This is a genomic window from Thermosipho ferrireducens (assembly GCF_017358165.1).
Classification (GTDB): domain Bacteria; phylum Thermotogota; class Thermotogae; order Thermotogales; family Fervidobacteriaceae; genus Thermosipho_B; species Thermosipho_B ferrireducens.
The window spans coordinates 1,811,850-1,835,471 of sequence record NZ_CP071446.1; the positions used below are offsets into that span (position 1 = coordinate 1,811,850).

The window sequence follows — 23,622 nt, forward strand, 5'->3', positions numbered from 1 at the left end:
AACAACCATTAACCAAAAGTCTGGAGGGGATTCTGTGAGTTTTCCACGGTTGATAATTAATCTTGAAAAAATCTTTCAAAATGCCTATACAATTGCTAAAATATGTCATGAAAAACACATTGAGCTCGTTGCCGTTACCAAACTTATTCTTGGAAATCCAGAAATAGCTCGTATTCTCAAAGAAGCTGGTGTGGATAAAATAGGAGATTCACGACTCAAGAATATCGAAAAGATGAAAAAAAATGGTGTACCAGGACCATTTCAACTTTTGAGAATTCCCATGCTTTCTGAATTAGAAAAAGCAGTTGCCCTCGTAGATGAAATTCTTGTATCCCAACCAGAAATTGCAAGGGCAGTGGACACAATAGCAGAAAAATATGATAAAAACATACAAATCATTTACATGATAGACGTTGGTGATTTAAGAGAAGGCGTGTGGTATGAAGAAGCTGCTTTAGAGATTCAAAGGGTAGATTCTATGCTAAAAAAGGCCACGCTTAGAGGAATAGGAACGAACCTTGGATGCTTTGGTGGAGTTATTCCAAGTGAAGAAAATACTAAAATATTAGCCCAAATAAAAAATGAACTGGAAAATATGCTCAACAAAAAATTAGTTATTTCAGGAGGTAATACAGCTTCACTCAGGTTACTGGAAAACAACATAACTTTTGAAGGAGATACTCAATTTAGAATAGGCGAGGCAATAATTCTTGGAACAGACGCAACTAACCACAGGAATATCCCATATCTTTCACAGGATACAGTAATACTGGAAGCAGAAGTAATAGAAGTTGATTATAAACCATCTGTTCCTGTGGGAGAAATTGGACATGATGCCATGGGAAGAATTCCTCATTTCGAAGATAAAGGCTGGCGAAAAAGAATTATACTTGCAATAGGAGAACAGGATATTGATCCATCTGGTTTGAAACCATTCGATAAAAAATTAAATATATTACACGCTTCAAGTGATCATACTTTAATTGATATAACTGATTCAGAAACAAGCTATAATATTGGAGATATTGTAAAATTCCGTTTATCTTATGGTTGTGCTCTTCGAGCCTTTACAAGTCCTTATGTTGGAAAAATTTTTACATAATAATTATAACACCAAAAACAACAAACTCCCGCATTTGCGGGAGTTTGTTTATACATCGCAAAAATCATACTTCTAAAAATCCTACTCTTAATTTTCCAACAAGTGTTATAAAGTAATTTTCTCCTGGTTTTCTTTTTGTCTCATATCCAAGCTTTTCAACAAACTTTTGCCATTCGTCCAGGTTTCTAACCACAAAAATTGTGTTTAATCTTGAAAATTTTTCCCCTTTTCTTATGTAAGCTGTTCTTGAAACAATGTAAGCATGTTCAATTTTTCTCACCGGAATAGATAACTTTGAAAAAAATTCAACAATAGGCTGTATATCATCCACAACTTCCACAGAAAGAATTGTTCTTAAATCTCCACTTTCTGACATATATCTTGCTATGTCTTCTATTGTTTTAGTAGAATTGTATTTAAACAAATCCATCACGTAAGGAAGTGATGGTTGAGAAATTACATGTTTACCTATAGCCACATTTCTCAATATCTCAACAGACAATGGCTTGCCAAGCTTTATATCAGTTTTTTTCTGAAGACCTCGAAGCATTAGAGCAAGATACGAAGGTTTTACCGGGTTACCATCTGCTGTTGAAATCAAATATTCATCTTTCCCTTCATACTTATAAATCCACTTATCTATTGGAGGTATTATATCAACGTATGTATTATCACTCTGAACATAAATTTTACCATTCTTTATATCAGTACCTTTCAATTCCACAATCTCACCAGATTTTAAGCCAAGAATACCAGCAAGCCCCACAAGCAATACATATTTCTCATTACCCTTTTTCGCCATTTTTTCCGCTTCTTCGTACAACTTCCAGAAATCCAAAAACGATATCATTTCATAATTTGCTTTTTTATACGGAACTTTTAACTCTTCCACAACTTCTGAAAAAACCAGTGGATAAAATCTCTGCAAAAACGATCTTAAAGGAACAAAGTATTGACGCCATGCCGTTGGCTTATAAGTGCTTCTGATTTTCTCTATCCATTTCATTACATTCTCTGTATTTACTTCTCCATCAACAAAATTTAAAAATGATTCAACCATTGCAATGTAATTTTTTCTTGTTTTATCGGAAACTTTTTGAGTGCTTACATAATTAACAAAATTTTGTAACTCTTTTTGTATAAGCAACACTGCCACCTCCAATTGCATGCATATTCACACCAATTATAGCATAAGCAAAACACCACTTTTAGATTCAAAATATTAAATTTTGGCTACCTAAGTTACAATTAGGGAAGCTAATCTTTCGTTCCGTTTTCAAACAATTGCTTTTCAGTAAATAAAACAGGCATCACCAAAAGAAAAGAATCTATACTTCTGCTCAACAGCTATTCTATAAGCTTCCATTACAAAATCTTTACCGGCAAAAGCTGAAACTAACATAAGCAATGTGGAACGTGGCAGGTGAAAATTGGTTATCAGTGCATCGGTTAATTTAAAGTCAAAAGGAGGGTATATAAAAATTTCAGTCTTTCCTCTATAAAATTCTTTTTCAGGCAGACGTGCTATTGTTTCAAGTGTTCTAACACTTGTGGTACCAATAGCTATAATCCTGCCACGTTTCTTTCTATAATTTCTGATTTTACGAACAGTTTCTGCTGGAACATAGTAATACTCTGAATGCATCTTATGCTCTTCTACTTTTTCAGTCTTTACCGGTCTAAATGTTCCTATCCCTACATGCAAAATCACATCTGCAAACTCTACACCTTTCTCCCGCAAATCTTTCAACAATTCTTTAGTAAAATGCAGTCCCGCTGTTGGAGCTGCAACTGAACCATTTTCTTTTGAATACACAGTTTGATACCTTTCAAAGGGTATATCTGGATTATTCACATACGGCGGGAGAGGCAAATTCCCCACAGAAAAAATTGCTCTGTCGTCCTTTGTGTTAAACTCCATTATTCTTGTGCCATCCTCTCCCCAATCGATACATACAGATTCAAGCACCTCATTAAAAATTATCCTCGTACCTTTCTTCACTTTACTTCCCGGTCTAACAAGACATTTCCAGGTACTATTCTCTATTTTTTCTAAAAGAAACACTTCGACTTTAGCGCCTGTTTCTTTTTTTCCAAATAGTCTTGCAGGAATGACCTTAGTAACATTCCTAACCATTAAATCTCCCGGGCCTAAGTATTTTATTATTTCTCGAAATACCCTGTGCTTTATACTTTTATCTTTTCTATTCATAACCATTAATCTCGATAAATCTCTTGGTTCTACAGGTTTTTGTGCAATGAGTTCTTCTGGAAGGTTGTAGTCAAATTCTTTTACATCCATAAAATCCCTCCATTTAACAAATTAACAAAAAGGGGAGGTTCCCCTCCCCTGATTCTCCTGTCACATGAATTATTTCCTCAATCCGAGCTTTTGAATAACATTTTTGTACGATTCTGGATCTTTGTTTCTGAGGTATTTTAATATTTTTCTTCGTCTTCCAACAAGTTTCATAAGCCCTCTTCGAGAGTGAAAATCTTTTGGGTGTTTTTTCAAATGCTCAGTAAGATGTCTTATACGCGCAGTTAACAGCGCAACCTGAACTTCCGCGCTTCCTGTGTCACCTTCATGAATTTGAAATTCCCTGATAATTTCCTCTTTGTTCACTTAAAACACCTCCACCACTCATATTCCCTCTACCAAGTAGGGGCCAACGCCCACAACCGAGTAGGGGTCACTCAATATAATAACCTATTTTATTTAAAAAGTCAATTACTTAAAAAAACAGGTTCCTGTCAGGTAACCTGACACTATTCTGGCGAAGTTAGCAAGATTGGCAAGAGTTAGCGAGGTTGGCAAAGCTTGTCATGATCACGAAGTGCAAAGGATCTTGCGAGAGTTAGTAAAAAAATAAGATCCTTCGTCGCTCTCGCTCCTCAGGATGACATCCCCCTCATCATTTCATTCCTTGGGATGACACTTTCTTTTTATGTCATTCTGAGGAGCAGGAAAGCAAGGAATCCCCTTCTCATATCATTCCGAGGAGCAGGCAGGCGAGGAATCCACCGCCCTTGTCATTCCGAACCCGAAGGGTGAGGAATCCTGTATTTAGCAAGATTGGCAAGGTCTGTCCTGAACACGGAATACGAAGGATCTTGTAAATGCTGGCAAGGTTAGTAAGAACTGGAAAAATAGAGTCTATGCTCCTCGATATTTTGCCTTCTATAAAAAACATTATAATTACATTTGAATTAAATATAAATTTTTTGAGAGTTAAAAGTATATAAAAATTAAAGAATAGCAACATTATCTGTATTCGCTTTGTTTAGTTGAAAATATCACTAACTATTTGGCATTGACAAATCGATTTCAATTTTGTAATCTTTTTGTTGAGATAATATAAATGTTCAAATCGTATGAATTATCACATTACACTTGAATATAATTATTTTGCAAATAACAGGCAGATATTACGTAACTAAATTACTTTAGTCATATAATAACTCAAAGTTGGATTAAAAATACAAATTTCTCTACTACATTATACATGAGGAGGGATAGCAATGGCGATACCAGTGTCAGGCAGGATAAGCTTTTTAGGGGGTAACCGTGGATATTATACGAGGGAGCAGATAGAACATATAAGGTTTAATAGAATGTATCAGCATGCACGTGCTTATGCATGAAAAACTGTATCAAAATTTGCTTTAAAAAAAGGTATGAATTCAGGAGCTCTTGGAGCTATTGGTGGAGCCGTTATTGGTTTTCTTAATGATGGTGGCGTTATTTCTTATATAGCGCAATAGTTATGGGAACTTATTCATGTATTGCCAGATTTGAGGTATTAATTGAAAAAATCCTTTCAGGCTCCAAAAAAGTTCTCTTCTTTATAATTAGCGCACTGGCTTTGTTCACTTCTGTAATATTTTTCGGATGGGTAATTGTAGGAGAGACTTACTTTAGCTTATACGTTATTTTCTTGATCATTCTCTGGTTTGGATTGTTTAAAAGAAAGCATCGTTAGACCACTTTGACAGCAATAATGGAGATGATTCCAAGAATCTTTTCAATTTCAAAGAAGAATCCCACGTTATCTCAAATCGGTGGGATGGGGTGAATAAGAAGGTTCTGTACACTGGTAAGGAGCGATAGCAACGAAAGTTTTTTTGTTGTCATTCCGAACGTATGTGAGGGGGATGTCATCCTGAGGAACAAAGTGACGAAGGATCTTATTCTTTTTACCAACCTCGCTAATCTCGCCAACCCTTGCCAATCTCGCCAGATTAGTACCAAATTATCTGACAGAGACATCGTATAATTTTACAAAATTCCTACTAATTTTATGGTAAAATAAAGTTAGTAAAGCTAATAATTCAGGAGGGAAAATTATGGACATTCAAAGGTTAAAAGAACTTTGTATGATACCAGGTATCTCTTCTCGTGAGGAAAAAGTGAGAAATTCTATACTTTCAAAAATAAATCCTGAAAACCACATGGTTGATGATATAGGCAATCTAATTATTCCTAAAGGCAAAGGTAAAAGGCTGCTCTTAATGGCACACATGGATGAAATAGGTTTTCATATTATAAATACAACCAGAGATGGAAAATTATTTCTCAGAAAAGTTGGTGGAATTCCAGATGAGATTATTCAAAGCAGATTCATTGATATAATTACATCCAGCGGAACTGTAAAGGGTATTATAGGAAGTGTTCCACCTCATCTAAAAAAAGACGGTTTAAATTTTGAGTTATTGGCGGACGTAGGTGTTGTTTCAAGAGAAGAATTAAAAATGAAAAATATTGAAATAATGGATTATGCGGTATTTTCCAAAGAATTCCACGAAATAGGAGAATTTGTCTCATGCAGAGCGCTCGACGATAGATTTGGGTGCCACATTCTTGAGGAAGTATACAAAAAATCGAATCCAAAAAATGAAGTTTTATTCGCCTGGACTGTTCAAGAAGAAATAGGTTTAAAAGGTGCTAAAGCACTTTCAAATAGTCTCAGTGATATTTCTCTTGCAATAGCTGTGGATTCTTTTGCCTGTTGTTCAAAACAAAATAATCACATAATTCCTGGAAAAGGGCCAGTGATAAGATTTGTTGATAATTCAGGGATTGTTTCTTATAAACATGCCAAAAAAATTATGCAAATCGCCAATGAAAAATCCATCCCTGTACAAATTGGTTCTACTGGTGGAGGTACAGATGCGAGCATATTTGTTGAAAAAGGAATTCCCATGGTTGCTCTAAGCGTAGCTGTAAAATATTTACATTCCACTGTGGAAATGGTACATAAAAATGACCTTGAAAACTTAGAAAAATTAATAATAGCCATAGTAGAGGAGGGTTTTTAATGGGAATAATTCTCTATTTCTTCTTATTTCTGGCCGGATTGGGCGCGGGGTTTGTAAATGTTCTTGCAGGTGGTGGGTCAATGCTAACACTTCCCGCTTTAACTTTACTTGGTCTTGATATATCAGTCGCTAATGGAACAAATCGTGTGGGAATTCTTTTGCAAAATATAGTGGCATCCACAGGATTTAAAAAAGGTAAAATGTTGGATCTGAAAAGGGCCACTTTTCTGGCAATCCCTTCAACCCTTGGAGCAATTTCTGGAACGTTTACTGTTCTCGCCATAAACAAAAGTTTACTTGAAAAAATAGTGGGTGCAATATTTTTAATCATGAGTGTTTTCATTTTATACAAACCAAAAATCTGGGAGGAAGGAAAAAAAGTAGAGAAAAATAATATTATTAGCTTTATTGCATTTTATTTTGTTGGCTTTTATGGAGGATTCATTCAAGCAGGTGTAGGCTTTTTTTTAATAATGAGCCTTATTTTTATAGAGGGATATAATATTGTGAAAACTAATGCAATAAAAGTCTTTATTGTAATGTGTTATACCACATTTTCCTTTGTAATCTTTCTTATGAACGGGAAAGTAGATATAATTAAAGGATTAATTCTTGCTCTTGGAACAATGACTGGTGCAAAGATTGGTACCTCTTTTGCTCTCAAGAGCGGAGCAAAGTTTGTAAGATTTATTGTATTTGTAATGATTGTAGTTTCAGCAATTAAATATCTACTCTAATATCATTGAATTTATTTTCCAGAAGAAAATGCCTGAGATAAATAAGCTCCCTGCATATTTAATCTTGACAGTGCCTGTTCCATTGCACTGAATTTTTGCCACAAATCCTGTTGCTTCTTTTCTAAAATCTCTATCCAATTTACTATTTGTTTTGCTAAAGATCTTTTCTCTCTTTCTATACGACCAGAAACACCTGCTACCTGGTCGATCTCACCATTAAACTTTGTCAAATCGTATAAATAATCTTTTAACTGAGTAGCAAATCCCTGAACACTGGTTGTATCACTTCCAAAAAATTCCCACACGGCGCTTGCTCCATTGTTCGAAATATAATCCCTTAACTTATCTTCATCAAGTTCTATTTTACCTTTCATTGTATTTTCATAGCTACCGCCAGAATCTCCAGAAGAAATTCCTAATTCCCACAAATATGTCCCATTAACTTCTTCATACAAATATGAACGTATTTTATCGAATATTTTTCTCAAGTAAGAATCGTTCTTTAAAACACCTTGAATTTTCTCTTCTTCCGTCATTTCATCTTCTGATTTATCTTTTACCTCATTCTCAGTAAGCTTAGTATAAAGATAATCCATTGTATCGTTCCATTTTTCAACAAATTCTGATACTTTATCTACAATGGCATCTATATCAGTCGATACTGTTATATTTGCCGTACCGGTTGACACAACATCTATCTGCATTCCCTGAAACGAAAGAGTATTTGTATCGGAATAAACATCATATGTAACACCGTTATCCATTGTAATTTGAGCATAAGCCACATTTCCAAGAATAAACTGTCCTGAAGAAAGCCCAAGCTCTGCTGGCCCTCCAGAAATATTTATTATAACGTCACCTGTGTCATCTGCTGTTATTAATATTTGATTGTTAATATCATCATAACTTGCCGTGACGCCACTCACATTGCTATTTATGTTACTAATGAAATCAGCTATAGTATCGGTATCTGAATAACTTATAGTAGTACCATTTATTGTAAAAGAGTTAGTACCTGTAACTCCAAGATCAGAAAGCAGTTTGGAAGTGCTATATACACCTATATCCCCCGTACTTGTAAGTGTATAATTTCCTCCAGAACTTACAAGATTCGCATTATCCAGCCTGAAAACTTCTAAAAAGTTACCGGAATCCTGGGTAAGTTGAAACACATCTGAAGATTGGATTGAAAGTTTGTTGTTTGTATCATCATAAGTAACAGTTGCAGAGCTTCCAGCTGTTGTAAAAGCATTTTGTATTTTGGTTATTATATCGTTTATTGTATCAGTAGTTAAAATATTTATAGATGCGGTATTTCCATTGACAGTAAGTGTTAACGAAGAATCTTGAGGAGTATAATTATGATTTATATCAGAAAAAGCTGTCGTAGTAGTTATATCAGGCCCTAATTTGGTCCCCATATAATAGCTTCTCGATGCAAGTTGAACCACATTCACTGTATAAGTTCCATCTGGTGTAGAAGCTGCAGCTGTTGCTGTTAAAACATTTTCATTTGTACTGGTAGCACCTTTTGGCAGCAGACTCGATTGCAATCTAAAGTCAGACAAATAATCCATAAATTCGCGCAATTTGTCTGAAACAGCGTTATACGCCTTTTGCTGCCTATCAAGCTCTGTATATTTTTCATTAAGTCTGTTAAGCGGTTGAGATTCTATCTCCATTAATTTATCAATTATAGACGCAGTATCCAAACCACTTGCTACACCACCAAACTGAAATAGCGGTTGACTTGAAGTGTAACGATAATTTATATTTTGGGCAATGGAGGAAAGATCCATAATCTCACGCCCTTTCGTCAAATATTATTCCTAATAACTCAGCTATATTTTTGGCCAATTTCAACGCAACTTCCGGCGGAATTTGTCTGATAATTTCACCTGAATCTTTGTCCTTGATCTTCACAACTATTATTCCTGTTTCTTTATCTATTTTAAATTCTGCTTCACCTCTAAAAAGCTTTTTTAATTTTTCAAGATTTTCTTTAAAATTTTCCGCCGCCTTTTTCGGATCCACATTGGCACTTTGAAGTTCCTCTGAAGGTTTAACAGTTTTTACATTACTGACACGGTTCTCCATCTGCTTGATTTCAATTTGACTGTTGTCAATCTTAGATATCCCATCCATGGGGTTTCCCTCCCCTCACAATCCTTCATATTAATTATCGGATTCCTTTTCATGTTTTTTAGATGATATTTCGTCAAGGAGCTTGTTAATTCTTATGCTTGTCTCTATTCCTTTATCTTCATAAAATCTTATCTCGGGAGCCACATATAATCTGGTATTTTTTGCCACAAACGTTCTAAAATATCCTTTCCTGTCTTTCATAAATTTAACTGCTTTTTCCCTCATTTCTGAATTTCCTATGTAACTTATAAAAATATCTGCATATCTTTTATCTTTTGACAACTCAACTCTTGATACAACTACAAAGTCTTTGAAGTTTTCTACCTCTGGCTCTTTTAACCTTCTTAAAGCCTCAAATATTAAATTACGGATTTGTTCCTCTAACTTTTTTTTTCTATATTCAGGTTTCATTTTCCTTACCTCCTTCCAGCAGGTCACCAGCTTTCAAAAGATTTCTTTCAGATTCTTCCACTATTCTTATCAATTTCGAAGGTTTTATACCAAACACATTAAACGTCTCAGATTCAAGTATAGGCTGCCCATGAGAGAGTGAATATCCTTCATACATCAAATTAGATATAAAATTTGCAAGATGCACTATATACAAAATTTCATTATACGTTTTATTCTCATTTTCTGATGGTGTTTCGTGAAATTGTGACACAACTTGAAATAAATCTGGAAGTGTCCATTTTTCTAATAAAGTTTGTCCCAACAGGGTATGCGATTCAAACTCCAAATCTCTTTCTATAACGTGAAACGGTCTATTTGTTTCGCGGCTTGCTTTTTCAAGCAACGATAAAACTTCTGGAAAAGTAATGTCAAGAGCCACTTTGCCTATATCATGTAAAAGTCCCGCCATAAACGCTTCTTCTCGCTCAGGATATCCTATATGTTTGGCTATAGTTTCAGAAATTATAGCAGTAGCCATAAAATGCTTCCAGAGATTTTCCTTATTTACATTAGAATTTCCTTTTTGAAGGGTAGAATAAGTAAAGATGCTCAACGCCAGATTACGAACCGTTTTAAAGCCAAGAATCATGACCGCCTCGCTGAGTTTTGTAATTTTTCGAGGCAATCCGTAATATGCAGAATTAACAAGCCTCAGAACTTTCGCAGAAAGTGCTGCGTCCAATGAAATAGCCCGTTCTATATCTTTCACACTTGCCTCGGGATTTGACGCAATATTTATTATTTGTTGTACCTGAAAATCCGGGGTAGGTATCTCCTCAATTTCCAAAATAAATTCTTTTAACAATATACTCACGCCCTTTGAGGAATCCTAACAATAAACTTTGAACCCTCTCCTTTCTGAGATTCAACTTCTATAGTTCCTCCGTGCAATCTTATTATTTCTCTGGCAATAGTTAATCCCAGACCTGTCCCTGAAGCTTCATAAGTTAAGCTTCTATCTCCTCTATAAAATTTCTCGAAAATCTTTTCTTTATCCTCTGGTGATATTCCTATACCATTGTCCTCAACAATTATAACTAAATCATCTTCAGATTTTTTTACTGCAATTTTTGCTATTCTTTCGTCTTTCTGCTTATCGGAAAATTTTATAGCATTGTCAAGTAAATTATAAATTACCTGAAAAATTCTTTTTTTATCGGCCTTAACCTCAAAACTATCACAGTTAACAAGAACCTTTACTCCAAGTTTTTCGGAAAGTTTTATCAACTTTTTTACCACAGAATCAACCAACTTGCAGATTTCAAATTCAGAAAATTCTAATTCCATAGTTCCAGACTCTACAAGGGTAAAATCCAGAAGATCATTCAATAACATCTCAAGTTTTTCACTTTGCTCCATTATCGTTCCTAAAAATTCTTTATTACTCTCTGGATCAACTTCCATATTCAACAAAGTCTCAGTGTAAGCTTTTATTGCTGCAAGTGGTGTTCTAAGTTCGTGAGAAACGTTGGCAACAAACTCTGTCTTCATTCGATCAAGCTGCTTTAATTTTTCTAATTCCATTTGTGATGTAACGTTACTTACATTTATAATTTGCTTCTCACTTCCAAGATAATCTATTGTATTCTTTATTATTGCAAAGTATTCATTTCCTATTTCTTTTGTTAATATCCCTGTTTTTTCACCTATTTGTGCAATTTCTATGATTATCTCATCAAGCCCGTTATATTTTTCCAGGAGTTCTAAAGCCTTTTTATTTTTGAATTCTATTACACCTTTATCAACAACAAACACTCCATCGGATAACGAATTTAAAATCTCTTTTATATATTTTTCAGAATCCTGGACCTGCTCTAAAAGCACGAGATTCTCAACAGTGATGCCTGTCAAAAATGCAAAAGTCTGCAAAGTATTACTCACCTCAAAAGTAGGCTCCTGATTTGTCTCGACAACGGCAATTCCAAGAAGTTTATCCTGTTTAACAAGTGGAATAAATCCTATGACTTTATTTTCATCTTCAGGAACAAAAGCAGGCAAAAGTCTTTCTTTTAACCACTCAAGATAGTCAGCATAAGAAGAAAGATCTATACGGGCTTCCAGAGGATCTGATAAGATAACATTACTATCTTTTATTACAAAAGCTCTATTGTATTTTATGACATTTTTAATAGTTTTTAAAAGTGCAGTATAAACTTCTTTCTCGGTACGTGCTTTTGATATTTCAAGCATAAAAGTAGAAAAAAGCATTTCAATTTCCAAAATAATCACCCACTTTTCTACATTTCTTCAGGTGCCGAAACCCCCAAAAGCTCAAATCCTATTTCGAATACCATTTTCACAGCTTTTAAAAGATTTAACCTGGCATTTGAAAGTGCTTTGTTATTCTCATCCAGAACTCGATAATCATTGTAATATTTATGGAATTTCTCAGCAAGTACTTTCAAATAATTAGACAAATAATGTGGAGAAAGTTTTTCTTTAATTTCTTGCAGCACATCTTCAAATACGTCCAGCATTTTTATTATACTCATTTCTTGCTCTTCGTTTAACAATTCTATATTTTCCATTTCATGAAATTCTATTCCTTTCTCTTTCGCATTTCTGAAAATGCTGTTTATACGCGCATAAGCATATTGTACATAATAAACAGGATTTTCATTACTCTTTGCTTTGGCAAGCTCTAAATCAAAATTTAAATGACTATTAACATCAACCATTGTGAAGAAAAATCGCGTAGCATCTTTCCCCACTTCTCTGGTCAAATCGTCGAGCGTAACAAAATTTCCAGCCCTTGTGCTCATTTTAACTACTTCTTTTCCTCTTTTCAGTGTAACAAATTGATGAACAACAAAGTTTAAGAAACTTTCTGAAACGTTTAAAGCCTTCATAGCAGCTATCATTCTGGGAATATGTCCCTGATGATCACTTCCAAAGACATCATAAACCATATCAAATCCTCTTTTATATTTATCATAATGATAAGCTATATCTGTCAAAAAGTACGTATATGTGCCATCACTTCTTACCAAAACTTTGTCTTGATCGTCAACAAAATCAGAAACTTTAAACCATAAAGCCCCCTCTTTCTCATAAGTATACCCTTTTTTCTCAAAAAATTCCAAAACCTCTTCAACTAATCCTTCGTCTATGATATCAGATTCTCGAGTAATTTTATCAAATCCGCTTCCAATACTTTTAAGAGTTTCATTCATTTTTTCCAAAATATTTTTTACAACGTATGTCTTGAAAAAGTTCTCAACATCTTCATCCCACAAATTTTTATATTTATCACCTATTTCTTCTTTTAATTTTTCAGCAATTTCTATAAGATAATCTCCTCTGTACCCATCTTCTGGTAGCTCATACTTTTCTCCAAACAATTCGTTGTATCGCACCCAAAGTGAACGCCCAAGGAGTTTCACCTGTCTTCCTGCATCGTTTACATACATCTCTCTAATAACATCGTACCCTAAAAACTCGAAAACATTTGCTAAAACATCACCAATAACTATTTGTCTTCCATGCCCCACTGTAAATGGACCTGTTGGATTGGCGCTTCCATATTCAAACTGCACTTTCTGATTATTTTGTTTTTTCTTCCAGAAATTAACTTTTTCATTTAACATCTTTATTAATAAATCTCGATAAATCTCTTTAGAAATTTTAAAATTTATAAATCCCGGCCCTGCTATTGAAACATCATCAAACATAGGATTATCAGACAACTTTTTTGAAAAAATATTGGCGATCTCTCTGGGAGCCTTTCTGAAATACTTAGCACCAACAAGAGCAGCATTTGTAGAAAAATCTCCAAATTTCTCATCAGGTATCTCTACATTAAAATTGTATTCTTCACCCATTTCATAAATTACACTTAAAACTTTTTCTTTGATCATCTTTTTGAGCATTTAAACACCTCCAAATGTTTCTATAAGTTCCAGTATCTCTTCAACACCTTCTTTTGTAACAGAAGAGTATGGTATGATTATATACTCACCAAATTCTTTCAAAATATTTTGATAATATTTAACTGACCCTTTTCTTTCAGAATTTTTGAGCTTGTCCATTTTCGTTAAAACAACACAGAAGGGAATTTCCAGACTTTTCAACCATTCGATTAAAACTTTATCATTTTTTTGCAGTTCATGTCTTCCATCTATTAAAACAAACAAAATTTTTATATTCCACTTTCTGCTTTTAAAGTAATTTTCTATTATTTTTTTCCATCTCTCCCTTTCAGAAATCGAAGCTTTCGCATAACCGTATCCCGGAAGATCCACAAAGTAAAATTTGTTATTAATCAAATAAAAGTTTATAGATCTCGTCTTACCAGGTTTTTTACTAACCTTTGCCATATTCCGATTCATTAAAATATTCAAAAGAGTAGACTTTCCAACGTTCGATCGTCCAACAAATGCGTATTCACCACTCAACGGGGGTGGATATGTGTCATTCTTCCCATAAATTGTTTTAACAAGTTTTATATCATTTATTTTCACCTGACAAAGCCACCTCCAGAACTTCCTCTATATTCTCAACAAAAACAAGTTCAATTTCTTCTAAAATGTATTCGGGAACTTTTTTTATATCGCTTTCATTTTGTTTTGGCAGTATTATTTTCTTTATACCTTTTCTGTAAGCTGCTAAAACTTTCTCCTTTATACCTCCAACTGGCAATATTCTACCTCTTAAAGTTATTTCACCAGTCATCGCTATGTTATTATCAACAGGAGTTTCTTTTACCGCAGAAACAAGCGAGGTGACTAAGGTAACCCCGGCACTTGGCCCATCCTTAGGCACAGCACCTTCAGGAACATGAACGTGTATGTCGTTTTGACTGAATTTTTCAGAAAAACTATTTCCGCATATTTTTCTTGTTAAACTCAAAGCCAATTTTGCCGATTCTTTCATAACGTCTCCAAGCTGGCCCGTTATTAGTAAATTTCCTTTGCCAGGATACAATATAGTTTCTACAAATAGTGTTGAGCCACCATACGGTGTCCACGCCAGACCTGTTGCCACACCAACTGTTGGTTCCTGTAATTTGTCTTCATTTTTTATACGAGGCGCTCCAAGAAATTCTTCCACTTTTTTATTTGTAATTATTATTGAATTTTTACTTTCTACCAGCTCAAGAGCAGCTTTTCTTACTATTGTTCTTACTTTCCTTTCCAGCTCTCTAACTCCAGCCTCCAGAGTGTAATCTGATATAACCTTTTTTATAGCCTCTTTTCTGAATCTTATTTTACTTTTTGCATTTCCCAATTCAGATAAAACTTTTGGAATTATATAATCTTTGGCTATATAAAACTTCTCTACATTTGTATAACTCGGTATTTCAATAATTTCCATTCTATCCTTTAAGGCAATTGGTATGTTATACAATGTATTTGCCGTTGTCACAAATAACACATCTGACAAATCGAAAGGAAGTTCGAGGTACAAATCTACAAAATCTTTGTTTTGCTCTGGATCCAGAACTTCCAGAAGAGCTGAAGCCGGATCTCCCTGAAAACTGATTCCCATTTTATCCACTTCATCAAGTAAAATTACAGGATTTTTTACCCCGGCCTTTCGAATTAATTGAATAATTCTTCCAGGAAGAGCTCCTACATAAGTTCTTCTATGTCCTCTTATTTCTGCTTCGTCACGCAATCCTCCAAGCGACATTCTCAGAAATTTTCTTCCCAATGCATTTGCTATAGAACGTCCAAGTGATGTTTTTCCTACTCCGGGAGGCCCTACAAAACAAAGGATAGGAGCCTTTTGCGAAGTCGAAAGCTTCCTAACTGCCAAAAATTCAAGAATTCTCTCTTTGGCTTCATCTAAGCCATAATGTTCTTTGTTCAAGACTTTACGAGCATTTTTTATATCAAGATTGTCTTCTGTTTCATCATTCCACGGTAAATTAAGTATCCAATCTAAATAGTTTCTTATAACATTGGCTTCTGGTGAATAAGGTGACATTTTTTCAAATCGATTAAGTTCAAATACTGCTTTTTCCTTAACATAATCTGGATAATCGCCCTTTTCAATTTTCTCTCGAAGTTCCTTAATCTCCGCGTCTTCTTCGCCACCAAGTTCTTCTCTAATCACTCGTAATTTCTCTCTTAAAAAATATTCTTTTTGAGATTTTTCTATTCTTTGTTTTACCTTTTGATCCAGCTGATGCTCAATTTCAAGTAATTCTGTTTCTTTTGAAATGAGGGCTAATATTTTTTCCAACCTCTCAGCTGGATGCAGCGTTTCCAACAATTCTTGCTTTTCCTCAAGTGTTCCAGGACATATGGAAGCCGCTAAATCTGCAAAGACATCTGGATCTTCCATATCTTCAAGAAACATAAGAGCTTCTGTGGGGATTTTACGAGAGAATTGCACATATTTTTGCATTTCATCTCGAACCACTCTCATTAATGCTATTAACCTTTTTGTTCTTTGATAACGCTTCTTTAAGATTTCCAGTTCAAATTTAAAAAAGCGTTTTTCAAGACTTTTTTTTCTTTTTGCTCTAACCAATCCTTCAACTAACACTTTAAATGTGCCATCTGGAAGTTTACCTATCTGCATTATTCTAACAACAGTTCCTATTTTGTAAAGATCCTTTTCTTTTGGATTTTCAATTACTGGATCTTTCTGACTTACAACAAATAGTAGTTGATTATAGTTTTCCATAGCTTCTTCCAGAGCATAAAGTGACTTTTCACGACCAACATAAAACGGCATCACCGTGTTTGGATATACAACCACGTTACTCCTCATCGCTATAGCAGGCAGTTTATCAGGAATCTCTATTTCTTCTTCATTAAACTTTGCCACCTGTTTTTCCAGTTTCTCGAATTTAGATTTTGATTTTTTTGGCATTTCTCCACCTCCTGAGAAAACTCAAAATTCTCTCACTTTCACCTACAACCTTTATTGAAACGTTTCGTAAATGATCACTCGAATGTTCTAAATAAATCTCTATCCTGTCACCCTGAAAAAATTCTGGAAAAAGATCTGCCCATTCAACTATAAGAATAGAATCATTATCTTCTATCTGATCTTCTAAAAGATAAAAAAGATCTTCTACATTCGTCAAACGGTAAACATCTACATGATAAATAGACTTTGATAAAGTTTCATAGACATTTACAAGGGTAAAAGTGGGACTACTGACAATTTCCGGGTCTACCCCAAAACCCTTACAAAAAGCCTTTACAAAGGTTGTCTTCCCGGCGCCTATTTCGCCTATCAAAAGTATAAGATTATGTTCATCAACATTTTTAGCAAACTCAAAAGCAAAAGTTTCCATAGCCTTTTTGGTCATTTCTCCCAGATCAAATATGATTTCTTTCATTTGGACTTTCACCTTCTAAACAAAACATTAAATATCACTGTTAAAATTATGCTTATAATTATCATACTCGTTACAGGGATAAAAATCGTTATGTTCTTTCTTTTTATCACAATATCCCCTGGTAAATGAAATAAATTAACTTTCTCCATTAGATAGAAAAGTATCCCTATTATCAGTATCGTTATCCCTGTTACTATCAGTAACTTTCCTATTCCCATTTTGCTCACCTCTGAAATAGGAAAATGGTAAAGAGATAGTTTCACCTTCACTGGTATATATAGTAACTCTTGAAAGAAAAACATTCACAGTTATAACTTTACTTTGTTTGCCTTCATACAAAATTGTTGAACCTTCGTCTGGAATATTTTTCAATGCTTTTATATAAAAATCATGCTCATACATCAAACAGCACAGAAGCCTCCCACAGGGGCCTGTGATTTTTGCCGTATTAATCATCATTTGCTGCCTTTTTGCATGTTTTAAAGTTACGCTATCAAACTTTCTGAGCCAATATGAACAACATGACTTTAATCCGCATAATCCCAGGCCTTTAACGTGTTTCATTTCATCTCTCACACCAACCTGTCTAAGTTCTATCCTCATTTTAAATTCTTTTGCAATATCTTTGACAAGCGCTCTGAAATCCACTCTATTTTTCGAACTGAAATATATAACAAGTCTTGAACGATCTACCATCATCTTTGCATATAAAATCTTCATAGGAAGTTCATGCTTTTTTACAAGCTCCTTTGTAATTTTAACTGCTCTTTCAGCGTCTTCTTCATTCTTTTTTATCTCTTTAAGATCCGTTTCAGTAGCCTTTTTTATTATTGGCTTTAAATCATAACCAATTTCATCTATACTCATTTCACGTCTCCCTACACGAATTTTTCCATAATCCATGCCAAATTCACTCATAACAATTACTATGTCACCAATTTCTATGTTTTCTCCATTGTCTGTGTAATATATTATTGGCCCAAGCGGTGCCAATTCAACGCCATAAACCGTCGCTGTTAAATTCATAAACCAACCTCCTTGATAAGTCTTAAAAATATTATAACACACTGAAAATTACAAGAATAGAAAATAAAATTACGTTAATTTGGCGAGGTTAGCCTTCACCCATGTCATTCCGAGGAGCGTAGCGACGAAGAATCCATCGCCCCTGTCATTCCGAACCCGAAGGGTGAGGAATCTTATTATTAGCAAGGTTGGCAAGTGTTAGCGAGAGTTGGTGGAATAAGATCCTCCGCCTACCCGCTCCTCAGGATGACAAAAGAGGAGAATGTCATACCTGGAAGCGAGAAAGGCGAGGAATTTCCCCTTCGTGTCATTCCGAGGAACGTAGTGACAAGGAATCTTATTATTAGCGATGGTTAGCGAGATTGACAAGTGTTGGTAAAATAAGATCCTCCGCCTACCCGCTCCTCAGGATGACAAAAAATGGCAAGATTGGCAGGGGTAAGGTATTTTTGGTTGCAAATTTTTTATAAAAAATCTGGTGGCGAGGGACGGAATCGAACCGTCGACACGTGGATTTTCAGTCCACTGCTCTACCAACTGAGCTACCTCGCCACCATTAGGTTTGTTTTTAATTTATTAACTTAAACAACTTATGGTGGGCGCGGCAGGACTTGAACCTACGACCTCCTGCTTGTAAGGCAGGCGCTCTCCCTCTGAGCTACGCGCCCTTCTTTCTGGCGCCCCCAACGGGATTCGAACCCGTGCCTCTGGCTTGAAAGGCCAGTGTCCTAGACCGCTAGACGATGGGGGCTTTAAAATTCTTAATTTCAAATCGCGTTAGTGAAAAACCAATAACTATATTATCAGAAAAACTTTTTTTGTCAAGTCGTTTTCTGTTAAGTTTAACTGACAGACAGAACAAACTGAAGTTAACAATATTAACGGCTTATATTATTAATTCGAAATTTTTTTATGTTTTTTCTCACTAAAAACATTAGATTATCTCGATAATTATGGTAAAATATTGTTTGTAAATACTTTGTGAGGTGGTTATGTGGGTAAAGGTTCGGATATAATTGTTGCGGTAATGATAGCCGCGATAGTTTTGTTAATGATCCTTCCAATTCCAGGATTTTTACTGGATTTTTTTCAACTTTTAAATCTTTCTTTGTCGCTGGTTATTTTGTTTTCCACAATGTATATTAGAAAGGCATTAGAACTTGCATCTTTTCCTACTATTTTACTTGTAATCACATTATTCAGATTGGGATTAAACGTAGCCTCTACAAGGTTAATACTTTTGCAAGGGCCGGGTTTTCAGGGAAAGGTAATAAGGGCTTTTGGAGACTTTGTTGTAGGTGGAAATTATGTCGTAGGTTTAGTTGTATTTTTAATTCTTGTAATAATACAATTTATAGTGATAACACGAGGTTCGGAAAGAATAGCAGAAGTCGCCGCGAGGTTTACACTCGATGCTATGCCTGGAAAACAAATGAGTGTAGATGCCGATTTAAATGCTGGTCTCATAACAGAAGATGAGGCTAGAAAAAGGAGAGAAGAAATAAGAAGAGAAGCTGATTTTTACGGGGCAATGGACGGTGCATCAAAATTTGTTCGTGGTGATGCCATTGCGAGTATAATAATAGTACTTGTAAATATCATTGGTGGTCTTATAATAGGGGTAATCACTCACAAAATGTCTGTTGTAGAAGCAGCACAAACTTTCACTCTCTTTACAGTTGGAGACGGATTGGTTACCCAGATACCCGCTCTGATGGTGTCCACAGCAACAGGTATATTGGTTTCACGGGCAGCATCAGAAGATAATCTTGGAAATGAGCTTGTAAAGGAACTATCAGCAGAAAAAAAGGTTATTATATTAACCGGGGGTATATTAGCGTTTCTTGGTATATTTACACCTATACCATTCACCGCTGTGTTGTTGGGTGGATTGTTCATATTAATGGGTATTTTGATAAAACAAAAAGAAGAATTAGTCCCAGCAGAAGGAATAGCTCCAACTGGAGAGATGCCAGGGCCACAGGCGCCAAGTGGACCTATTTTATCCACTCCGCAAGAAATATCGGAAGTTATTCAGACTGACACAGTTGAGGTAGAAATAGGATACGGATTAATCCCACTTGCAGATACCAGTCAGGGAGGAGATCTTTTAGAAAGAGTGACAATGGTTAGAAAGCAAATAGCCTATGAATTAGGACTTGTAGTAACGCCTATACGGGTTAGAGACAGTGTGTTACTTAAAGCCAATGAATATTCTATATATGTTCGCGGAGCTGAAGTTGCAAAATATGAATTAATGCCTAACAGATTGCTTGCTATAAATCCTGGAGCAGTTTCAGAAAAAATCGCAGGAATTGAAGTTAAAGAACCTGCTTTTGGACTCCAGGCATTCTGGATTGACGAAAGTAAAAAGGAAGAAGCTACAAAACTTGGATACACAGTAGTTGATCCTCCTACAGTCTTTGCAACTCATTTAACAGAAGTATTAAAAAAACATGCTTCTGAACTCCTTGGAAGCAAGGAATTTGAATTGCTTGTAGAAGGATTAAGAACAAAATTTGAAAAATTAATTGATGACCTTTTCAACGTTCTAAAACCAACGGAAGTAAAAAAGGTTTTACAAAAACTTCTAAAAGAAGGGGTTTCCATAAGAAATTTGCCACTAATTTTCGAAACATTGCTGGAAAGTGGCGAAAAAACGAGAAATTTAGATTATTTAACAGAAGCTACCAGAAAAGCATTAAGGCGTCAAATTACTGCTCCTCTTGTTTCACCTGATGGAACTTTACATGCTGTTTCAATTGACAGTAATTTTGAAAAAAATCTCATGGAATCTTTAAAAGAGTCTGATGAAGGAAGATATCTTGACATAAACCCAGAAATAATGAGAGAACTTATTGAAAGCATTTCTAATTCTTTAGAAAATTTAATGAAAAAAGGATATAGTCCTGTCCTTGTATGTTCGGGTCCTCTACGCTCTTCTATAGCAGATATGGTATTAAAATTCATTCCGGGGGTGATTATTATTTCATACGAGGAAATTCCAGAAAATGTGACTCTTAGAATAGAAGGTGTGGTGAGATTATGATAGTAAAAAAATACACAGTTAAAGATATAAAAGAGGCTCTTGAAAAAATCCGAATAGAACTTGGAAAAGATGCAGTTATCTTGAGCACCAGAAAAATCAAAAAAGGTGGATTTTTAGGAATAGGCGCAAAAACATATTTAGAAGTTACAGCAGCAATTGAAGAGACAGAAATGAAACGAAATGTCGAACAGGAGAAAAATCAGATATACAAACTTCAAGAATTGTTGGTGAAAAATAAACAACCACAATCTTCTGAAGATTTACAAGAGCTGAAAAAAATGATGTATGAACTAAAGTCTATGATTTCGGTGCAAAGAAATGAAAATGAACCAGAATGGGCAAAATTATTCAGAAAAGCTTTAAATTTCCATGATGTAAACACAGAAATAATAGATAAAATAATTGAGTATGTAAGGATAAAATATGGGCAATTAGACTTCGATGATGAAAATAGTAGATTCGTTCTTTCTGAGGTATTCCTCCCTTTTATTCAAACGGAGCTCCCGGAAATGACTGGAAGAATAATGTTTATCGGTCCTACCGGTGTAGGAAAAACGACAACCCTTGCAAAACTCGCAGCAAAATATTCTTTAAATGAACATAAAAAAGTAGGAATATTAACCCTTGACACGTATAGAATCGCAGCAACCGAACAGCTTAAAACTTATGCTACACTTATGGATATCCCTATGCGTATAGCTTATACCCCAAAAGAAGCAAAACTCGAACTTGAAGCAATGTCGGATTTTGACCTGATTTTAATTGATACTGCGGGACGAAGTCAAAAAAATGAATTGCAAATGAATGAAATTAAAGCTATGGTCGAAATAATAAATCCTGATTATCGGTTCCTTGTGGTTGGAATGCAGTATAGAAGCACAGACATGGAAGCCATAACTAAAAAGTTCAGTGTAATTTCACCCACTCACGTTATACTTTCAAAAATGGATGAAACTTCCTCCTATGGACATTTCCTGAACGTATCGCATTTTACTCACATACCAATCGCTTTTATAACTAACGGACAAAGGGTTCCAGATGACATACTTGAAGCAAACAGAAAAGAATTATCAATTATAATCGCCAGAGAGGTGCTTAAACATGCAAAATCAGGCTAAAAATCTTGTGAATTTTGGAGAAGTAATATTAATTGGAAGCGGAAAGGGCGGGGTTGGAAAAACCTTAATTTCGGTTAATTTATCAGTTGTTTTAAACAAAATGGGTTACAGGGTATTAATCTTTGACCTTGATGTTGGTTTTACTAACTCTGATGTATTGCTTAATCTTCATCCTGAACATACCATGAATGATCTAATTAAAGGTTCATGCAATACTTTCGATGTCATTACCCCAACAGGTTATGGGCCAGATCTCGTAAGTATGGGAAGTAACATTGAAAGCATTATAAATTTTAATGAAAATAGTGTAAAGGAATTTTACACACATTTTATAAACATTGCCAAAAACTATGATTACATAATTATCGATTTACCACCTGGATATTCTGAAGTTTATGCCCCATTTTTTACAATAGCCTCCCACACACTTGTTATGACTACTATTCATCCAACATCTCTTGTAAATTCGTATACTTTCGTGAAAGTCCTGATAATGAAAGGAATTTTGTCAAACAATATTCACCTTGTAGGGAACATGATAGAAAATGTTCAGGATTCAACAAGAACATTGGAGCAATTTTCCAGAGTTCTTGAAAAGTTCACTGGAGAAAAGCTTGGCTCACTAACAATTATAAAAAAACACCATAACGTTGAAAAGAGTATTTATTTAAGAGAACCATTTGTTATAAAATTTGAAAACATTCAACCAAGTTATGCTGTGCATAGAATAGCTTCCATATTGACAAAAACACCTATTCAAAAAGAAAAAACAAAGAATATTCTTGAAAGGATTCTAAGTTTTGCTGTTAGAAGGTGAGTATATGAGAGTCAGTGAATATCTCAACAAAAACATAAGTGGAATGTATGTAATGGCAAGAGATTTGCAGGATAATAAATTTCCTATAAGATTTATAAGATTAGAAAAAGAAGGATTTATTGAAATAGAAAGTGAAAAAGAGCTTCTTATAGGATCAACTATAAAAATCGAAATTCCTATAAACGGGATTGTGGCGGCATTTGTTGGCCAGGTTACAGAAACAACCGATAAGCGCTATAAATTAACGTTGAATCAAAAAGCGGGATTAATCCAGAGAAGAACAAAACCAAGATACGCATGTTTTGTAGATATAAGTCTTGAAAATGAAAAAGGAGTATTAATTGATATCTCAGAAAATGGCGGACAAATAATAACCACGTTGAATCCCAAAATAAACGAGGAGTATAAACTTGCAATAAATAATGAAATCGTTCAAATAAAAATAGTCTGGAGTATGAATGAAGAAGAAGTTTACAGATGTGGTTTTTTTATGAGCTCTCCCCCAGAATCCTGGAAAAATCTCTTAAAAAAATTCGTAAGGTTTAACGAAAGGGTGTAA

23 protein-coding genes and 3 tRNA genes are annotated in these 23,622 nt (G+C 34.7%); 9 read left to right on the top strand and 17 right to left on the bottom strand.

What is annotated here, in order from left to right:
* Positions 1 to 34 precede the first annotated feature (34 nt).
* Positions 35 to 1,102 (top strand): alanine/ornithine racemase family PLP-dependent enzyme, encoded by a 1,068-nt coding sequence (locus JYK00_RS08860; RefSeq protein ID WP_207566541.1) that lies wholly within the window; start codon positions 35 to 37, stop codon positions 1,100 to 1,102.
* A 64-nt stretch (positions 1,103 to 1,166) separates the two neighbouring features.
* On the opposite strand, the gene JYK00_RS08865 is transcribed toward JYK00_RS08860, so the two are convergent.
* The 3 genes from JYK00_RS08865 to rpsO form a co-directional block, all read right to left on the bottom strand.
* Positions 1,167 to 2,252, bottom strand: a complete 1,086-nt coding sequence (locus JYK00_RS08865; protein ID WP_228288156.1) for a site-specific integrase — start codon at positions 2,250 to 2,252, stop codon at positions 1,167 to 1,169.
* A 141-nt stretch (positions 2,253 to 2,393) separates the two neighbouring features.
* A complete protein-coding gene (gene queA / locus JYK00_RS08870; RefSeq protein WP_207566543.1) occupies positions 2,394 to 3,404 on the bottom strand; it encodes a tRNA preQ1(34) S-adenosylmethionine ribosyltransferase-isomerase QueA in 1,011 nt (336 codons plus the stop codon).
* A gap of 69 nt (positions 3,405 to 3,473) precedes the next feature.
* Positions 3,474 to 3,728, bottom strand: coding sequence for a 30S ribosomal protein S15 (rpsO, locus tag JYK00_RS08875; RefSeq protein ID WP_207566544.1), 255 nt, complete (start codon positions 3,726 to 3,728; stop codon positions 3,474 to 3,476).
* 494 nt (positions 3,729 to 4,222) lie between these two features.
* On the opposite strand from rpsO, the gene JYK00_RS09845 reads away from it, so the two are divergent.
* The 4 genes from JYK00_RS09845 to JYK00_RS08885 all read left to right on the top strand — a co-directional run bounded on the left by JYK00_RS09845 (position 4,223) and on the right by JYK00_RS08885 (position 7,158).
* A complete protein-coding gene (locus tag JYK00_RS09845; RefSeq protein ID WP_266097018.1) occupies positions 4,223 to 4,348 on the top strand; it encodes a hypothetical protein in 126 nt (41 codons plus the stop codon).
* Between the two features lie 276 nt (positions 4,349 to 4,624).
* Entirely contained in the window at positions 4,625 to 4,747 is a 123-nt protein-coding gene (locus JYK00_RS09850) for a hypothetical protein (protein WP_266097019.1), read from the top strand.
* A gap of 702 nt (positions 4,748 to 5,449) precedes the next feature.
* A complete protein-coding gene (locus tag JYK00_RS08880) occupies positions 5,450 to 6,421 on the top strand; it encodes a M42 family metallopeptidase (protein WP_207566545.1) in 972 nt (323 codons plus the stop codon).
* Entirely contained in the window at positions 6,421 to 7,158 is a 738-nt protein-coding gene (locus JYK00_RS08885; RefSeq protein ID WP_207566546.1) for a sulfite exporter TauE/SafE family protein, read from the top strand. The genes JYK00_RS08880 and JYK00_RS08885 overlap by 1 nt, the downstream gene beginning before the upstream one ends.
* Positions 7,159 to 7,169: 11 nt before the next feature.
* On the opposite strand, the gene fliD is transcribed toward JYK00_RS08885, so the two are convergent.
* From fliD to JYK00_RS08955, 14 genes are all read right to left on the bottom strand, one after another.
* Entirely contained in the window at positions 7,170 to 8,957 is a 1,788-nt protein-coding gene (gene fliD / locus JYK00_RS08890) for a flagellar filament capping protein FliD (protein WP_207566547.1), read from the bottom strand.
* A gap of 4 nt (positions 8,958 to 8,961) precedes the next feature.
* The gene (locus tag JYK00_RS08895; protein ID WP_207566548.1) at positions 8,962 to 9,303 is read right to left on the bottom strand and encodes a flagellar protein FlaG; all 342 of its coding nucleotides are present in this window, start codon (positions 9,301 to 9,303) and stop codon (positions 8,962 to 8,964) included.
* A 30-nt stretch (positions 9,304 to 9,333) separates the two neighbouring features.
* Entirely contained in the window at positions 9,334 to 9,714 is a 381-nt protein-coding gene (gene rbfA / locus JYK00_RS08900) for a 30S ribosome-binding factor RbfA (protein WP_207566549.1), read from the bottom strand.
* Positions 9,704 to 10,570 carry an HDOD domain-containing protein gene (locus tag JYK00_RS08905; protein ID WP_228288157.1) on the bottom strand — a complete coding sequence of 289 codons (867 nt, stop codon included), beginning with the start codon at positions 10,568 to 10,570 and terminating at the stop codon, positions 9,704 to 9,706. The genes rbfA and JYK00_RS08905 overlap by 11 nt, the downstream gene beginning before the upstream one ends.
* Positions 10,567 to 11,985: a sensor histidine kinase gene (locus JYK00_RS08910; protein ID WP_228288158.1), complete on the bottom strand. Its 1,419-nt coding sequence runs from the start codon at positions 11,983 to 11,985 to the stop codon at positions 10,567 to 10,569. The genes JYK00_RS08905 and JYK00_RS08910 overlap by 4 nt, the downstream gene beginning before the upstream one ends.
* A gap of 8 nt (positions 11,986 to 11,993) precedes the next feature.
* Complete coding sequence (gene argS, locus JYK00_RS08915) at positions 11,994 to 13,625, bottom strand: arginine--tRNA ligase (protein ID WP_207566552.1); 1,632 nt, start codon at positions 13,623 to 13,625, stop codon at positions 11,994 to 11,996.
* Positions 13,626 to 14,216, bottom strand: a complete 591-nt coding sequence (gene yihA / locus JYK00_RS08920; protein ID WP_207566553.1) for a ribosome biogenesis GTP-binding protein YihA/YsxC — start codon at positions 14,214 to 14,216, stop codon at positions 13,626 to 13,628. It abuts the gene before it with no gap.
* Positions 14,203 to 16,578: an endopeptidase La gene (gene lon / locus JYK00_RS08925; RefSeq protein ID WP_207566554.1), complete on the bottom strand. Its 2,376-nt coding sequence runs from the start codon at positions 16,576 to 16,578 to the stop codon at positions 14,203 to 14,205. Before lon ends, yihA begins: the two co-directional genes overlap by 14 nt.
* The gene (gene tsaE / locus JYK00_RS08930; RefSeq protein WP_207566555.1) at positions 16,556 to 17,053 is read right to left on the bottom strand and encodes a tRNA (adenosine(37)-N6)-threonylcarbamoyltransferase complex ATPase subunit type 1 TsaE; all 498 of its coding nucleotides are present in this window, start codon (positions 17,051 to 17,053) and stop codon (positions 16,556 to 16,558) included. The genes lon and tsaE overlap by 23 nt, the downstream gene beginning before the upstream one ends.
* 8 nt (positions 17,054 to 17,061) lie before the next feature.
* Positions 17,062 to 17,271 (bottom strand): DUF2905 domain-containing protein, encoded by a 210-nt coding sequence (locus JYK00_RS09915; protein WP_207566556.1) that lies wholly within the window; start codon positions 17,269 to 17,271, stop codon positions 17,062 to 17,064.
* Complete coding sequence (locus JYK00_RS08940; protein WP_207566557.1) at positions 17,189 to 18,079, bottom strand: PSP1 domain-containing protein; 891 nt, start codon at positions 18,077 to 18,079, stop codon at positions 17,189 to 17,191. The genes JYK00_RS09915 and JYK00_RS08940 overlap by 83 nt, the downstream gene beginning before the upstream one ends.
* A 476-nt stretch (positions 18,080 to 18,555) precedes the next feature.
* Positions 18,556 to 18,631, bottom strand: a tRNA-Phe gene (locus JYK00_RS08945).
* Positions 18,632 to 18,672: 41 nt separating this feature from the next.
* Positions 18,673 to 18,747 (bottom strand) — tRNA-Val (locus JYK00_RS08950).
* Positions 18,748 to 18,754: 7 nt separating this feature from the next.
* A tRNA-Glu gene (locus tag JYK00_RS08955) sits at positions 18,755 to 18,830 on the bottom strand.
* Between the two features lie 276 nt (positions 18,831 to 19,106).
* Between JYK00_RS08955 and flhA the strand changes: the two genes are divergently transcribed.
* From flhA to JYK00_RS08975, 4 genes are read left to right on the top strand one after another with little or no spacing between them, the layout of a single operon-like run.
* Entirely contained in the window at positions 19,107 to 21,128 is a 2,022-nt protein-coding gene (gene flhA, locus JYK00_RS08960) for a flagellar biosynthesis protein FlhA (protein WP_407701735.1), read from the top strand.
* Entirely contained in the window at positions 21,125 to 22,246 is a 1,122-nt protein-coding gene (flhF, locus tag JYK00_RS08965; protein WP_207566559.1) for a flagellar biosynthesis protein FlhF, read from the top strand. Before flhA ends, flhF begins: the two co-directional genes overlap by 4 nt.
* Entirely contained in the window at positions 22,230 to 23,063 is an 834-nt protein-coding gene (locus JYK00_RS08970; RefSeq protein WP_207566560.1) for an AAA family ATPase, read from the top strand. Before flhF ends, JYK00_RS08970 begins: the two co-directional genes overlap by 17 nt.
* A gap of 4 nt (positions 23,064 to 23,067) precedes the next feature.
* Positions 23,068 to 23,622, top strand: coding sequence for a PilZ domain-containing protein (locus tag JYK00_RS08975; RefSeq protein ID WP_207566561.1), 555 nt, complete (start codon positions 23,068 to 23,070; stop codon positions 23,620 to 23,622).

What these genes read in the sequence shown, in the direction of transcription:
- queA (WP_207566543.1), bottom strand. Translation starts at nt 3,404, where the DNA reads ATGGATGTAAAAGAATTTGACTACAACCTTCCAGAAGAACTCATTGCA.
- JYK00_RS09845 (WP_266097018.1), top strand. Translation starts at nt 4,223, where the DNA reads ATGCTGGCAAGGTTAGTAAGAACTGGAAAAATAGAGTCTATGCTCCTC.
- JYK00_RS09850 (WP_266097019.1), top strand. Translation starts at nt 4,625, where the DNA reads ATGGCGATACCAGTGTCAGGCAGGATAAGCTTTTTAGGGGGTAACCGT.
- JYK00_RS08880 (WP_207566545.1), top strand. Translation starts at nt 5,450, where the DNA reads ATGGACATTCAAAGGTTAAAAGAACTTTGTATGATACCAGGTATCTCT.
- JYK00_RS08885 (WP_207566546.1), top strand. Translation starts at nt 6,421, where the DNA reads ATGGGAATAATTCTCTATTTCTTCTTATTTCTGGCCGGATTGGGCGCG.
- fliD (WP_207566547.1), bottom strand. Translation starts at nt 8,957, where the DNA reads ATGGATCTTTCCTCCATTGCCCAAAATATAAATTATCGTTACACTTCA.
- JYK00_RS08895 (WP_207566548.1), bottom strand. Translation starts at nt 9,303, where the DNA reads ATGGATGGGATATCTAAGATTGACAACAGTCAAATTGAAATCAAGCAG.
- rbfA (WP_207566549.1), bottom strand. Translation starts at nt 9,714, where the DNA reads ATGAAACCTGAATATAGAAAAAAAAAGTTAGAGGAACAAATCCGTAAT.
- argS (WP_207566552.1), bottom strand. Translation starts at nt 13,625, where the DNA reads ATGCTCAAAAAGATGATCAAAGAAAAAGTTTTAAGTGTAATTTATGAA.
- lon (WP_207566554.1), bottom strand. Translation starts at nt 16,578, where the DNA reads ATGCCAAAAAAATCAAAATCTAAATTCGAGAAACTGGAAAAACAGGTG.
- tsaE (WP_207566555.1), bottom strand. Translation starts at nt 17,053, where the DNA reads ATGAAAGAAATCATATTTGATCTGGGAGAAATGACCAAAAAGGCTATG.
- JYK00_RS09915 (WP_207566556.1), bottom strand. Translation starts at nt 17,271, where the DNA reads ATGGGAATAGGAAAGTTACTGATAGTAACAGGGATAACGATACTGATA.
- JYK00_RS08940 (WP_207566557.1), bottom strand. Translation starts at nt 18,079, where the DNA reads ATGAATTTAACAGCGACGGTTTATGGCGTTGAATTGGCACCGCTTGGG.
- flhA (WP_407701735.1), top strand. Translation starts at nt 19,107, where the DNA reads ATGATAGCCGCGATAGTTTTGTTAATGATCCTTCCAATTCCAGGATTT.
- flhF (WP_207566559.1), top strand. Translation starts at nt 21,125, where the DNA reads ATGATAGTAAAAAAATACACAGTTAAAGATATAAAAGAGGCTCTTGAA.
- JYK00_RS08970 (WP_207566560.1), top strand. Translation starts at nt 22,230, where the DNA reads ATGCAAAATCAGGCTAAAAATCTTGTGAATTTTGGAGAAGTAATATTA.
- JYK00_RS08975 (WP_207566561.1), top strand. Translation starts at nt 23,068, where the DNA reads ATGAGAGTCAGTGAATATCTCAACAAAAACATAAGTGGAATGTATGTA.